The organism is Pedobacter sp., assembly GCF_965249885.1.
Taxonomy (GTDB): domain Bacteria; phylum Bacteroidota; class Bacteroidia; order Sphingobacteriales; family Sphingobacteriaceae; genus Pedobacter.
In genome coordinates this window covers 1,684,712-1,697,150 of the sequence record NZ_OZ252254.1, presented here as the reverse complement: position 1 = coordinate 1,697,150, position 12,439 = coordinate 1,684,712, and the positions used below count along the sequence as shown (strand labels likewise).

Sequence of the window (12,439 nt, the reverse complement as noted above, 5' to 3'; positions counted from 1 at the left end):
CTTATTAATATCTTTAGGAAAAATTCCCTTTATGAAATTTGGAACCTCAATACAGCAGTCAATAAAGTTTTTATTCGGTTTTGCGCTAATGGCATGCGCTGCGGTACTATTTAGCAGCAGCTCTTCGGAAAAGCCCAATTTAGATGACAGTAAGTTTAAAACAGAAACCATTGTTACGGGCTTAAACATGCCTTGGTCTATGGCTTTTTTGCCTGATGGTAGGGCTTTAGTTACTGAAAGAACTGGAAAATTGCGCATCGTTAAAGGAGGACAGCTAGATCCAAAAGAAATTGCTGGTATTCCTAAGGTTTATTTCCGCGGACAAGGCGGTTTGCTTGATGTGGTGTTGCATCCTAATTATAAGGAAAACGGATGGATCTACATCAGTTATTCATCACCTAAAAAAGAAGGGGAAGCTGGAGAAGATGGTGGCGCAAATACCGCTTTAATGCGTGCCAAATTGAATGGATATGAATTGACAAATATTGAGCATTTATACAAAGCTAGCCCTAATGTAAAGGGCGGTGTACACTTCGGTGGAAAAATATTATTCGATAAAAAAGGGTATGTGTTTTTGACTTTGGGCGAAAGAGGTCAAAAAGAAAATGCCCAAAATTTGGGCAAAGCGCAAGGTAAAATGGTGCGATTGCATGAAGATGGCAAAATTCCTACGGATAACCCTTTTGTGAAAACTAAAGATGCTTTGCCGGAGATTTGGAGCTATGGTCATCGTAACCCGCAGGGCTTGGTGATGCATCCAAAAAATGGCACCATTTGGGAACATGAGCATGGCCCGCAAGGAGGCGACGAGCTAAATATTGTTGAAAAAGGTAAAAATTATGGTTGGCCGTTAATTACTTATGGCATCGATTACGATAATTCAATTATATCGGATAAAACCGAAGCACCAGGAATGGAACAGCCTGTAATTTACTGGAAACCATCAATTGCGCCTTGCGGAATGACTTTTGTTACCAGTACGAAGTTTAAAGATTGGAATGGCGATTTGTTGGTGGGTTCTCTTAAATTCCAAAATATTGAGCATTTGGTAGTTAAGGATAACAAGGTAGTGAAGAAGGAAGTTGTTTTCGAAAAAATAGGAAGGGTAAGAGATTTAAAAGAAGGCCCGGATGGCAATATCTATGTTGTGATAGAAAGCAATGGTTCGATTGTTAAAATCAGCCCTAAATCGTAAAGGTTTATAAGCAGGCATTTCAACGTGCTGTTAAATATTCGGAATGATGAAAATAGTATTAAGCTTAGGTTGTGCCTCATTATATGCACTTGTGTTTTTTTCTGCTCCGCAGGATGAACTAGGCAAGAGCGTACAAAGGGGGAAGGCGCTTTATGAGGAAAGTTGCATTACCTGCCACTTAGCCAATGGCGAAGGACTGAAAGGAACATTTCCTCCCTTAGCAAAAGCAGATTTTTTAATAAAGTATCCTGAAAAAGCAATACATGCTATAAAGTTTGGGATGCGAGGTGCAGTAAAGGTAAACGGTGTTGATTATAACAATGCAATGCCGCCATCTGGCTTTGCTGATGATGAAATTGCGGATGTAATGAATTATATCAGAAATTCTTTCGGCAATAAAAATTTAACCTTAGTTACCGAAAAGCAGGTAGCTGAAATTAAAGAGAAGTAAGCCAATGCCAGAAATACTGCTGCTGTGTTTTTTGATGATCCCTCAATTAGTAGCAGGAATTTATGCCCGAAGCATTGGAAAAAGCTTTTGGTTCTGGTTTTTTATCTCTTTCCTCATACCAATTATTTCCTTGATCATTCTTTTGTTGATAGACAAGAAAAGCGCCAAAGGCGATGAACAAAAATCAACGTATGAATTGGCGGATCATGTGAAAGCCAAACGAAAGCTAGATGATAATTCTTGAATCTTTTAAGACTTACGAAGTTTTTAAACTTCGTAAGTCTGTAGCAGTACATTATTGATTTTGAATGGTACCTCTTAAGTTAAACTCTTTTGGAGGTTCTGCTCCTTGTAAGTGCTTTACAAAGTAATCCCATCTGCGGCGCATCATGTACGGATTGTTAGCTCCAAAGCCGTGGCTGCTATGAGGAAATAGTACTAAATCATAATCTTTGTTGGCTTTGTTTAACGCATCAATTACTAAATAAACATTGTAGGGCGGCACGTTATTGTCCATCATGCCGTGTGCTAACATTAATTTTCCTTTAAGGTTTTTAGCGTGGGTTTGGTTGGCTTGTGCGGCATAGTCCGAGTTTTCTGCCAAACCATTGTATCGCTCTCCCCAATCATCCTCGTAGTTTCTATTGTCATGATTACCTGCCTGCGACACACCTACTTTGAAAAAATCAGGATATTTGAACAAAGCAGCAGCAGTAGCAAAACCGCCTCCCGAATGTCCCCAAATCCCTACTTTATCAATATCGATTGGATATTTCTCTGCCAGCTGTTTAATTCCGGTAATTTGATCAGGCAAGGTGTTTTCGCCCATGTTTCCGTAGTTCATATCGTGGTAACTTTTTGAACGCATTGGGTTGCTAGTTCCTTCGATTAACACCACGATGAAGCCAAGTTCAGCAAGCGCTTGATGATCGCCTCTGGTAGCCGCAAACGACCAGCTACCGACACTTCCGCCCTGCGGCCCTGGATAAATATAGTCTACAACAGGATATTTTTTGCCCGCTTCCATTTGAGTTGGTGTAAATACCAATCCGTAAATATCAGTTTTGCCATCAGCAGCAACTAGTTTCACCACATCAGGCGCTTTCCAACCTTTGGCAGTCAGTTTACTTACATCAACCCTGCCAAGCTCGTCAATTAGCTTCCCTTTAATATCACGTAAAACCGTAACTGTAGGTACATTAGGTTGCGAGTAAGCATCTACAACATAATTAAAATCGGGCGAGAAGCTTACTTGATGGTTGCCCTCCTCTGGTGTAAGCAAGGTGAGGCCTTTTCCGTCAAAATTAATTTGGTACAGGTAAGAAAAATACGGGTTTCCCTTTTCCTTGCCATAACCTGTGAAATACAGCTTTCTATTTTTCTCATCAACTTTAATTAGTCTGCCTACTAACCAATTTCCTTTGGTGATCTGATTTTTAAGCTTGCCAGTTTTGGCATCGTATAGGTACAAATGACCCCAGTTATCTCGTTCCGAGTACCACAAAATTTCGTTGGTTTTTGGAAGATATCTCCAGTTGATGGAATTTACGCCTGATTCGAAATGTGTCTTCACCGTTTCAGTAAAGATTTCTCTAACGGCTCCTGTGGTTGCATTGGCCAGTTGTAATTTAGAAATTTTATGATCACGAGAAGTGGATAAAAAAGCAAACTCGGTTCCATCCGGATTCCAATCAATATCAGCTAGCTGGCCACCGTCAACAATATCATCACTTAACGAACTGCGGTGGTCGTCCAAAGGAATTTGCAAGCTTACCACCTTTGCATTTTCCACGTCAATTACCACTCTGCGTAATTTGGCCACCTCTTTATCACCTGGCAAAGGGTATTTCCAGGCTTTTAATGTTGGCGCACCTACATTGGTAGTTACAAGGTACATATCGTTAAGGTGACGCTGATCTTGCTGATAAGTAGCTACTTTTTTTGAATCTGGCGACCAACGAACAATTGCTCTATCACTGGTTTTCCAGCCTGCATTGTCGGTAGCATAGCCGTAATCTTTCACGCCATCAAAGGTAAGCTGCGTTTCTTTTTTCGAAGCCAAATCCTTTAACCATAAGTTCCAATCTTTAATGTAAACAGCTTTCTTGCCATCGGGCGATACCGATTCTGCAAAACCGCCCATCCTGTTCATTGCACCACCACGGCCTGCAGATCCCCTGCCTGCTGCAGATTTGCTCTCCGTTAGCGTGTTGGTACTCACATTGAAATTCCAAAGTTGACCATCGGCCATAAATTGGAACGATTGCTCATCATCAGCAAAATTGACGGTTTGGAAAGGTAAGGCATAAGGCTCGTATTTTTTCCCAGTTGCTTGGTTAAGTGCATCAGCTAGCTTTTGATGGTCAAACGCTGCTACTTTACTTTTTTTAGCTGGATCAACCAATAAAAATTCTTTGCCGTTTTTAGTGTTAGCTAAGTATCTGAAGCGCTCACCCGAAGTCCAGTTGGGGTATACCGCCGTGCCGCCTACTAAAGGTTCAATGTTATAGCTTAAAAATTGCTCTGCCCTTTCATAGTCCTTAGCAGTAAGTATTTTGTTTTGAGCTTTCAAAGTAAATACTGTTAAAATAGTACTGATGGTTAATAGTTGTTTTTTCATTTTCGGAACGAAATAATGAACTAAATTAAAATCACGAAGTGATTTACAGTACAAAGTATTAATAATGATACAGAATTTAAATTAAAACTGATTTGTTTTGCGTTTGGCTTGAGTTGCCAAAAAAAACTTTTACCAAAGTCGATTATTTTATAAGGTATTTTGCAACAAAGGTTGCGGAGAGGGAGGGATTCGAACCCTCGATACCCTTGCGAGTATACAAACTTTCCAGGCTTGCTCATTCGACCACTCTGACACCTCTCCGATATCTGGGCAAAATTAAAATTTTAAACCCAACAGAAAAGCCTCAACCGCAAAGCTGAGGCTTTCCAAATCATATTTTTACTCTATTACAGTAACTTTTACCGTATTAGTTCTGCTTCTTTTAACTAATGGTACTGATGCTGTGTTGATCACTACATCACCTTTTTTCACTAATTTTTTCTTTTTCAATAAATCATTAACTTCTTCAATGGTTTTGTCAGTACTCTCAAATTTATCGTAAAAGAAACCTCTAACACCCCAAACCAAGCTTAACGTATTCAACAAACTTTCGTTGCTGGTAAAAGTAAATATTGGGGCAAAAGGACGGTGACTAGCGACTTCAAAGGCTGTGTATCCACTTGAAGTCATTGTAACAATACCTACTGCGTCTGTTTGCTTAGCTAAAAAGCAAGCCGAGTCGCATACCGCATCACCTAAGAAACCATCAGATTTGGGCTTCAAAAATTTTTCTGAGTGGAACGGATAGTTATTTTCTTCAATATTATTGATGATTTTCTGCATGGTTTCAATCACGATCAAAGGAAACTCGCCTACTGATGTTTCTCCGCTCAACATTACCGCATCAGCACCATCAAGTACAGAATTGGCAACGTCGTTAACTTCCGCTCGTGTAGGTCGCGGCGTAGTGATCATGCTTTCCAACATCTGTGTAGCAATAATTACCGGTTTAGAAGCTGCTCTGCATTTGTTAACAATCATCTTTTGCAACAAAGGCACTTCTTCCATTGGCATTTCCACACCTAAATCTCCACGAGCAACCATTACCGCATCAGTTACTGCAATAATTTCATCAATGTTGGCAATTGCTTCTGGCTTTTCGATTTTGGCTACTACCCTAGCAGTTTTGCCTTTTTCTTTGATAATGTCCTTTAACTCTACAATGTCAGCTGCGTTACGTACAAACGAAAGACCAATCCACTCAACATCGCTTTCTAATACAAAATCAAGGTTTTTTCGATCTTCCACGGTTAATGAAGGAATGGAAACCTTTGTGTTTGGCAAGTTAACGCCTTTTCTAGAAGTAAGGATACCACCATGCACTACTTCGCAAACTACCTCGTCTTTATAATTAGTTTCCAGCACACGCATTTGCAGCTTGCCATCATCTAAAAGGATAATTTCACCAGCTTTTACATCTTGAGGGAAATTTTCGTAAGTAATGTAAATACGTTCTTCATTACCTATACATTCTTGAGTAGTGATAATGGTTCTGTTGCCGTTTACAAGGTTAATTCCACCATCTTTAACCATGCCAATCCTAATTTTAGGCCCTTGCAAATCGGCTAAAATACCAACATTGTATTTATGTTTTTTATTGATATCTCTAATGGTGTCGATTACGGCTTGGTGATCAGCTTGCGAGCCGTGAGAAAAGTTCAATCTGCAAACATCTAAACCTGCATTAAACATACTGTATAAAACATCTGGTTTAGCTGATGCTGGGCCCAAAGTGGCCACAATTTTGGTTCTTGAATGAAAAGGTTTCATTAATTATTTTGTTATTGCCGCTCGAAACAAGTGCCATCTAGCCAGCTTGATCCAGCGCTGTTATACTATTTCAGTTTGATTTGATAATTCAAATATAGTGTATTTACTACACTAACAATATAAAAATTACATTACCAAGTTTTCCTTTGATTTTAATTTCTTTACATCTATTTGTGCAGCTACCTGAATATCAGGTATTTTGTTCAAGTTGCTGATGATAAAATTGAGGTCTTCTTTGTCGATAAATTGGTGTATAATCATAAAAAAATCAACCTTGTTCATCTCCGGAACTAAAAAGCCTTCGCTATTCCTGTTACTCACCAAAAAATATTCTCGCTCACCTTCCTCCACAAAAAAATAATATTTAGAAAAAGAAACCGGAGGCTCGTCGGTATTAAAATAAACTTCGTGATCGTCAATTTTACAAAACTCAAAATTAAGATTGGTGTTTATCTTATGGCACAAAACATAGTCTTTAAGCGATGCTGTAATGGCTATTAGGACGAAATCTAGATCAAGCGACAGTTTTAAATAAGTTTTGTTCAAAATGCATTTTTTTGTTAGAATTACGAAATTATAAAACTAATTTTACTTTGGGTTTTAAACCTTTAAAATTGATAGAGAAATAAAAACATTTGAAAAGTGTGAGAATTTATTTTTCTTTGCACAGAATTATTTAACCATTAAATTATAAAATTATGTCTGATATTGCTTCAAGAGTAAAGGCTATTATCGTAGAAAAACTAGGTGTTGACGAAAGCGAAGTTACGCCAGAGGCTTCATTCACAAACGACTTAGGTGCTGATTCATTAGACACTGTAGAGCTAATCATGGAATTTGAAAAAGAATTTAATGTAGCTATTCCTGATGATCAAGCTGAAACTATCGGTACTGTAGGTCAAGCAATTGCTTATTTAGAAAAAAACGTTAAGTAGAAATACTTTTTCTGTACAATACTTATAAATGGGATTAAAAAGAGTAGTAGTTACTGGGTTGGGTGCGCTCACTCCAATTGGAAATAGTGTTCCCGAATTTTGGGAGGCTTTAACAAATGGTGTGAGCGGCGCTGCGCCTATCAAAAGTTTCAATACTGAAAAATTCAAAACGAAGTTTGCTTGCGAAGTGAAAAACTTTAATCCGGAAGATTATCTGGATAAAAAGGAAGCTCGCAAGTTGGATCCGTTTGTGCAGTACGCACTTGTTGCCACTGAAGAGGCGGTTAAAGATGGAGGATACGATTTCTCTACACTTGACACCAACCGAATTGGCGTAATTTGGGGCGCTGGAATTGGAGGTTTAAAAACTTTCTTAGACGAGGTTACCAACTTCGCCAAAGGAGATGGTACGCCTAGGTATAACCCATTCTTTATCCCTAAAATGATTATTGATATTGCTCCAGGGCATATCTCAATGAAGTATGGATTGCGTGGGCCAAACTTCGCAACCGTTTCTGCTTGTGCTTCTTCAACCAATGCGATGATTGATGCATTCAATTACATTCGCTTGGGCATGGCTGATATCATTATTAGCGGTGGTTCGGAAGCAATTATCAACGAAGCGGGTATGGGTGGTTTTAACGCAATGCATGCTTTATCTACTCGTAATGATGATCCGGCAACTGCCTCTCGTCCTTTCGATAAAGATCGTGATGGTTTTGTAGCCGGAGAAGGTGCTGGTACTATTATTTTGGAAGAGTTGGAGCACGCGAAAGCTCGTGGTGCTAAAATTTATGCTGAAATTGTAGGTGGCGGTATGAGCGCAGATGCGCACCATATCACTGCTCCACATCCAGAAGGTTTAGGTGCAAAAATGGTAATGACCAAAGCATTGGCTGATGCTGGCTTGGAAACTAACCAAATTGATTATATCAACGTACACGGTACTTCTACGCCACTAGGCGATGTGCAAGAGGCCAAAGCAATTGTTGATTTATTTGGTGAAGATGCTTACAAGCTGAACATTAGCTCTACAAAATCCATGACAGGCCACTTATTGGGTGCTGCTGGAGCTGTAGAAGCATTGGCAACTATTTTGGCAATCAATACTAATACGGTGCCTCCAACCATCAATCACTTTACAGATGATCCTGAATTTGATCCTAAGTTGAATTTTACTTTCAATAAGGCGCAAAAACGTGAGGTTAGAGCTGCTATTAGTAACACTTTTGGCTTTGGTGGTCATAATGCTTCGGTTGTTTTCAAAAAATACGAAGATTAACCAAAAAAAATTATGGCATAAGGGCAATTGTATGGTATATTTATGCAAATGCTTTTGTTGTAATTAAATTTTGTGTTGCTAGTTGATGTCTTTGTTCAGCATTTATAAACTTTATTTTTCGCCTAACAAGCAGTTTGTTAAAAAACTGAAGAATGTGCTTGGTTTTGTGCCAGGTAACCTTGCGCTGTACAAAATGGCATTCAGGCATCGGTCTGTTGCTAAGTTGTTGAAAAATGGTAGTCGTAGTAGCAATGAAAGATTAGAGTTTTTAGGTGATGCGATATTAGGTGCTGTAGTTGCCGAGCTGCTATTTAAAAGTTATCCCTACAAAGAGGAAGGCTTTTTAACTGAGATGCGCTCCAAAATTGTAAATAGGGCAAATTTAAATCAGTTGGCACGTAAAATGGGTTTTGATGAGCTCATTATCTTTGATCAAAAGACGGTCAATTTCCAATCTAAACATCATTCTATGTATGGTGATGCCTTTGAGGCATTAATTGGCGCCATTTATTTGGACAAAGGCTATAACTTCACCAAAAATCTTATCCTGAAACGTATTATTAAACCATACGTTGATATCCATCATTTAGAAATTACCGAAACCAATTTCAAGAGCCGCCTAATTGAGTGGTGCCAACGTCAAGGTAAAGATATTTCATTCGACGTAATTGAAAATGGCGAAGGTGAAAGCGCTAAGTTATTTACAGTTAAGGTAGTTATTGATAGCGAAAGCTACGGCGTTGGAAGAGATTATAACAAAAAGAATGCTGAGAAATTAGCAGCTGAAAAAGCCTGCGAAGCATTGTCTATTTAATGTGATAATGAGTTGATATGATGATGAGCTAATTATCTAATCAACCAAAAAACAGGAATCTACACAACTAATTACTTTTAGCTTTTCCAGCGGTATCACTATACTTTTTGTAGGAATCGTTGATCCACTTGATGCCATCATATACATTCCAATTTTTTGCTTGATCATAAGTTGGCCTGTAATTCACTAAAAAATCTTCTAGTTCTTTTCCGCTTAAACCAGTTTGTTGATTGATTAACGTTTTGTTGTAATATTGATCAACGTGGCTATCTTGCATTTCGTTTTGATACATGGTGTTGAATCTGCGAGCCTGTTTTGGAGTACGGCCAAATAGTTCATAAAATGCCGTAAGCGGAGAAAAAATGAATGAAAGTAACGGCGGTTTACCTCCATAAAAAGATCCCTTGTTTCGAAAGTCTTTCTTTACTTCGTTAAGCGCTTGTTTTTTTGTTTGTCCGGTAACTACTACTTCGTTTAGCATGGTGCCTTTGTTAAGATATAGCACCAAGTCTTTTGTGTCTCTAATTACAACCTGTAAGTCGCTGAAGTTGCGTTTTGTCACCGATAGCGTATCGCCGATAGTAGCTTTAATGGTGAAAAGTCCAATATCGTTACTGCCTGCCGAAAAGCCTGTTCGTTTATTTTTCACTTCGGCTAAGGCAATGCGCAGGGTAGTTCCTTTTTCAAAAAGCACACCGGTAACCGTAAAATTCTGCTGTGCATATAGTGTACTGGCACTAAGCAACAAAAAAGCAAAACAGAATAGGTATTTGAGCTTGTAAAACATAGCAATGCTAGTATTTATTTGTAAACTTAACAAATGTTTCGATTTTTGGTGAGTTAAAAAAGGTTAAACCATGCGAAAGGTGTTGTCCAGCTTGTATCTTTTATACGCCTCAATCATATTTATTGCGTTGATGTTAATGGCTTTGCCTTTCGTATTGCTGTTCTCGGCAACATTACCTTTAGCTACTGGAAAGCGCACAATTTTAGTTGTGTTGCGAATTTGGGCCGGCTTGTTTAGCATTTTCAGCGGTTTTTGGGTAACTACCCGAAATCGTTCCAAGGTTGACACTTCAAAATCACATATTTATGTTGGAAACCACGGCTCTTATTTAGATGCGGTGGCAGTTTGTATAAGCTTACCGCAGTATTTTAGCGCTTTGGGAAAAGTAGAAATTACTAAGGTTCCGATATTTGGATTAATCTATAGACGTATTGTAGTGTTAATTGATAGGAGCAGTAAGGAAAGTAGGGAGGAATCCGTGGCTGCTTTAAAGACGGATATTGCCAATGGGCAGTCGGTCCTGATTTTTGCTGAAGGAACGATGAACCAAACTGAAAAGCCACTTGCCGATTTCTATGATGGAGCATTTCGCATAGCGATTGAAACACAAACGCCTATCATACCTTTCGTGATGATTAACAATAGAACGCTGCTGCCTAGGAAAACCCCACTTTTGGCTAGGCCGGGTTTAATCACTACCATTTTATTGCCCGAAGTTTCGGTAAGTGGTTTAAGTATGGAGGATGTGCCTGCGTTGAAAAAGAAGGTTTATGATTTGATGGAGGAAGCGATAAAGAGTTGCCGATAACTTTGTCAATCTTACCGGCATCATGTTGATTAAGATTGACAAAGTTTGTGCAATGAGGTAAACGTCAGATTAGCAGTGAAAATTGCTGAACAGCTTTTTCACTAATCAACGCGATGTTTGGATTTTTTATAATCAAGAGGGTTATGTTTGAGTTTAAATATGTAGTTAACTTGAGTTTGGGTTAAGGACTTTTACAACTCTAGAAAAATTTATATTAAACGTGTTCTTTTAGCTCGCCGCCGCTGGGCTCTTACATTTTTCATACTTTGTTTATTTTTTTGGTATTCAAGCTTTCGCTACGCTCAGGTTTGGCCGCAAAAAGTAACAAAAACTCTCGGTTGCTTATTTATTCAGCCTCATTTTTTGTTTTCAATTGTTTTCATGCTTGCTTCGCAGGTTTCTTTCAAAGAAAGAGCTTTGGCTTATTGGTGCAACCCGAATACCGAAAAGCGCTCTTTAACACCATTAAAACAAAATAAAACTTGTTAAAAAATAAGAGACCGAAAATTAGCTGAACGAAGATTTGAAGCGCTATCGCTAGCAAATAGCATAATTCTTTTATTCCGAACTCACGTTAGTTAAGAAATATTTAAAAGCTGATGCTGACCTGTAGCGTAGCGAAAAGCTGCGAAGTAAAACAAATTAAGCATGACGAACCGTCCATATATCGTCACCCTGAATTTATTTCAGGGTCAGTTAGCAGGACTAAGGCCCCGAACTAAGTTTGTTAAACCTGATGGCAATGGCAGCCCCGAGGAACGAGGGCTATAATGGACAGCAGGGCTATCGCAACCGAAGAATTACTGACATATGTTTTCAATTAATTAGGCTATATTCAAAACCTTACGGCTTACACGTTCTAGCTCAAATCCTTTTTACTATCTTTGCACATGATAAAATCAATGACCGGCTTTGGCTTGGCATCCACCGATCACGAAAGTGTGAAGTTTTCTGTCGAGATCAAGTCGCTAAACTCGAAGTTTTTAGAGTTGGGTTTGAAAATCCCTAAAGCTTTTTCGGATAAAGAACTTTACCTGCGCAACTTGTGCAATAAGGAAATTGAACGAGGCAAGGTGAGTATCGCGATTACTGTTGAACGCAGTGAAGAGACACAGAAAGGGGCTTCTATCAATGAAATTCTTTTAAAGAAATACTATAATCAGCTGATTGAGGTTAATAAAAGCTTAGGGGCTAACATTGATAACCTTTTGCCTACGGTATTGAATTTGCCAGAAGTAATTACTTATACCGAAGAGGAAGCTAGTGAAAGCGAGTGGAAGGTTTTAGAAAGTACGTTTGCAAAAGCCTTGAAAAATTTCAATCAGTTTAGGATTGATGAGGGTGCAATCTTAAAAGCTGATTTAGAGCTACGCATAAAAAATATTATGGCCTTTTTTGATGATGTCGCTAAGCTGGCACCACTTAGAATTCCGAATATCAAGAACAGATTGACGCAATTTTTGGAAGATACAGTGGGAAAAGTGAACTATGACCAAAATAGATTTGAGCAAGAGCTAATTTATTACATTGATAAATTGGACATCACCGAAGAGCAAACCCGCTTAAAAAGTCACTGTGATTATTTTGTTGAAACTTTGAAAGATAAGGACGCCAACGGTAAAAAACTTGGATTTATTTCACAGGAAATAGGCAGAGAAATTAATACGATGGGTTCCAAAGCTAATGATGCGCAAATACAGCAGTTGGTGGTGGGAATGAAAGAAGAGTTAGAAAAAATTAAAGAACAGTTACTTAATGTGTTGTAAAATTGGAGGGT

The 12,439-nt window shown here is 38.6% G+C and carries 12 protein-coding genes and 1 tRNA gene; 8 read left to right on the top strand and 5 right to left on the bottom strand.

Annotated features, from left to right (window positions below; translation table 11 throughout):
- Positions 1–31: 31 nt before the first annotated feature.
- The 3 genes from ACY2A0_RS07185 to ACY2A0_RS07175 are packed head-to-tail and all read left to right on the top strand — an operon-like array spanning position 32 to position 1,890.
- Entirely contained in the window at positions 32–1,195 is a 1,164-nt protein-coding gene (locus tag ACY2A0_RS07185) for a PQQ-dependent sugar dehydrogenase (protein ID WP_461788879.1), read from the top strand.
- Positions 1,196–1,238: 43 nt separating this feature from the next.
- Complete coding sequence (locus tag ACY2A0_RS07180; RefSeq protein ID WP_198659575.1) at positions 1,239–1,646, top strand: c-type cytochrome; 408 nt, start codon at positions 1,239–1,241, stop codon at positions 1,644–1,646.
- A gap of 4 nt (positions 1,647–1,650) precedes the next feature.
- Positions 1,651–1,890: a hypothetical protein gene (locus ACY2A0_RS07175; protein ID WP_113638317.1), complete on the top strand. Its 240-nt coding sequence runs from the start codon at positions 1,651–1,653 to the stop codon at positions 1,888–1,890.
- A 51-nt stretch (positions 1,891–1,941) separates the two neighbouring features.
- On the opposite strand, the gene ACY2A0_RS07170 is transcribed toward ACY2A0_RS07175, so the two are convergent.
- From ACY2A0_RS07170 to ACY2A0_RS07155, 4 genes are all read right to left on the bottom strand, one after another.
- Positions 1,942–4,266: a S9 family peptidase gene (locus ACY2A0_RS07170; protein WP_461788878.1), complete on the bottom strand. Its 2,325-nt coding sequence runs from the start codon at positions 4,264–4,266 to the stop codon at positions 1,942–1,944.
- Positions 4,267–4,440: 174 nt separating this feature from the next.
- Positions 4,441–4,527: transfer RNA gene (locus tag ACY2A0_RS07165), tRNA-Ser, on the bottom strand.
- A gap of 78 nt (positions 4,528–4,605) precedes the next feature.
- Positions 4,606–6,036 carry a pyruvate kinase gene (pyk, locus tag ACY2A0_RS07160; protein ID WP_461788877.1) on the bottom strand — a complete coding sequence of 477 codons (1,431 nt, stop codon included), beginning with the start codon at positions 6,034–6,036 and terminating at the stop codon, positions 4,606–4,608.
- A 126-nt stretch (positions 6,037–6,162) separates the two neighbouring features.
- Positions 6,163–6,582 carry an IPExxxVDY family protein gene (locus ACY2A0_RS07155; RefSeq protein WP_461788876.1) on the bottom strand — a complete coding sequence of 140 codons (420 nt, stop codon included), beginning with the start codon at positions 6,580–6,582 and terminating at the stop codon, positions 6,163–6,165.
- Between the two features lie 152 nt (positions 6,583–6,734).
- Between ACY2A0_RS07155 and ACY2A0_RS07150 the strand changes: the two genes are divergently transcribed.
- The 3 genes from ACY2A0_RS07150 (at position 6,735) to rnc (ending at position 9,067) form a co-directional block, all read left to right on the top strand.
- Positions 6,735–6,971, top strand: coding sequence for an acyl carrier protein (locus tag ACY2A0_RS07150; RefSeq protein WP_008508386.1), 237 nt, complete (start codon positions 6,735–6,737; stop codon positions 6,969–6,971).
- Between the two features lie 28 nt (positions 6,972–6,999).
- Entirely contained in the window at positions 7,000–8,253 is a 1,254-nt protein-coding gene (gene fabF / locus ACY2A0_RS07145; protein ID WP_461788875.1) for a beta-ketoacyl-ACP synthase II, read from the top strand.
- An 85-nt stretch (positions 8,254–8,338) separates the two neighbouring features.
- Entirely contained in the window at positions 8,339–9,067 is a 729-nt protein-coding gene (rnc, locus tag ACY2A0_RS07140; RefSeq protein WP_461788874.1) for a ribonuclease III, read from the top strand.
- Between the two features lie 67 nt (positions 9,068–9,134).
- Here rnc and ACY2A0_RS07135 read toward each other — a convergent pair whose 3' ends face one another.
- On the bottom strand, positions 9,135–9,854 hold the full coding sequence (locus tag ACY2A0_RS07135; protein WP_461788873.1) for a hypothetical protein: 720 nt from the start codon (positions 9,852–9,854) through the stop codon (positions 9,135–9,137).
- 70 nt (positions 9,855–9,924) lie between these two features.
- Between ACY2A0_RS07135 and ACY2A0_RS07130 the strand changes: the two genes are divergently transcribed.
- On the top strand, positions 9,925–10,662 hold the full coding sequence (locus ACY2A0_RS07130; RefSeq protein WP_461788872.1) for a lysophospholipid acyltransferase family protein: 738 nt from the start codon (positions 9,925–9,927) through the stop codon (positions 10,660–10,662).
- Positions 10,663–11,564: 902 nt separating this feature from the next.
- Entirely contained in the window at positions 11,565–12,428 is an 864-nt protein-coding gene (locus ACY2A0_RS07125) for a YicC/YloC family endoribonuclease (RefSeq protein ID WP_461791045.1), read from the top strand.
- Positions 12,429–12,439 lie beyond the last annotated feature (11 nt).

What these genes read in the sequence shown, in the direction of transcription:
- ACY2A0_RS07185 (WP_461788879.1), top strand. Translation starts at nt 32, where the DNA reads ATGAAATTTGGAACCTCAATACAGCAGTCAATAAAGTTTTTATTCGGT.
- ACY2A0_RS07180 (WP_198659575.1), top strand. Translation starts at nt 1,239, where the DNA reads ATGATGAAAATAGTATTAAGCTTAGGTTGTGCCTCATTATATGCACTT.
- ACY2A0_RS07175 (WP_113638317.1), top strand. Translation starts at nt 1,651, where the DNA reads ATGCCAGAAATACTGCTGCTGTGTTTTTTGATGATCCCTCAATTAGTA.
- ACY2A0_RS07170 (WP_461788878.1), bottom strand. Translation starts at nt 4,266, where the DNA reads ATGAAAAAACAACTATTAACCATCAGTACTATTTTAACAGTATTTACT.
- pyk (WP_461788877.1), bottom strand. Translation starts at nt 6,036, where the DNA reads ATGAAACCTTTTCATTCAAGAACCAAAATTGTGGCCACTTTGGGCCCA.
- ACY2A0_RS07150 (WP_008508386.1), top strand. Translation starts at nt 6,735, where the DNA reads ATGTCTGATATTGCTTCAAGAGTAAAGGCTATTATCGTAGAAAAACTA.
- fabF (WP_461788875.1), top strand. Translation starts at nt 7,000, where the DNA reads ATGGGATTAAAAAGAGTAGTAGTTACTGGGTTGGGTGCGCTCACTCCA.
- rnc (WP_461788874.1), top strand. Translation starts at nt 8,339, where the DNA reads ATGTCTTTGTTCAGCATTTATAAACTTTATTTTTCGCCTAACAAGCAG.
- ACY2A0_RS07135 (WP_461788873.1), bottom strand. Translation starts at nt 9,854, where the DNA reads ATGTTTTACAAGCTCAAATACCTATTCTGTTTTGCTTTTTTGTTGCTT.
- ACY2A0_RS07130 (WP_461788872.1), top strand. Translation starts at nt 9,925, where the DNA reads ATGCGAAAGGTGTTGTCCAGCTTGTATCTTTTATACGCCTCAATCATA.
- ACY2A0_RS07125 (WP_461791045.1), top strand. Translation starts at nt 11,565, where the DNA reads ATGACCGGCTTTGGCTTGGCATCCACCGATCACGAAAGTGTGAAGTTT.